Origin of the sequence: Delftia sp. ASV31 (genome assembly GCF_016428765.1) — a bacterium.
Lineage (GTDB): Bacteria > Pseudomonadota > Gammaproteobacteria > Burkholderiales > Burkholderiaceae_C > Comamonas > Comamonas acidovorans.
This window is the reverse complement of sequence record NZ_JAELTK010000284.1, coordinates 1-315: the sequence shown is the minus strand read 5'-3', so window position 1 is coordinate 315 and position 315 is coordinate 1. Positions and strand designations below refer to the sequence as shown.

The 315-nt window shown below is 75.2% G+C and carries 1 pseudogene; it reads right to left on the bottom strand.

From position 1 onward, the window contains the following. A pseudogene (ppnK, locus tag JHD82_RS29425) lies at positions 1-125 on the bottom strand (NAD(+) kinase); the annotation flags it as partial. Between the last annotated feature and the right edge of the window lie 190 nt (positions 126-315).

The window sequence follows — 315 nt, the reverse complement described above, 5'->3', positions numbered from 1 at the left end:
GTGCCGCCGCGGTTGACCACCACGTCGTTCATGGCCAGGGCCTCGAACACGCACTGGCCGTCGCGGATCACGCGGGCGCACATCAGGGGACGCAGGTCCTCCTCGTATTCGCCCTGCAGCATGGGCGCTGTCTCTTATACACATCTGACGCTGCCGACGAAATGCGAACAGTGTAGATCTCGGTGGTGGCCGGGTCATTAAAAAGGGGGGGGGGGGGGGGGGGGGGGGGGGGGGGGGGGGGGGGGGGGGGGGGGGGGGGGGGGGGGGGGGGGGGGGGGGGGGGGGGGGGGGGGGGGGGGGGGGGGGGGGGGGGGG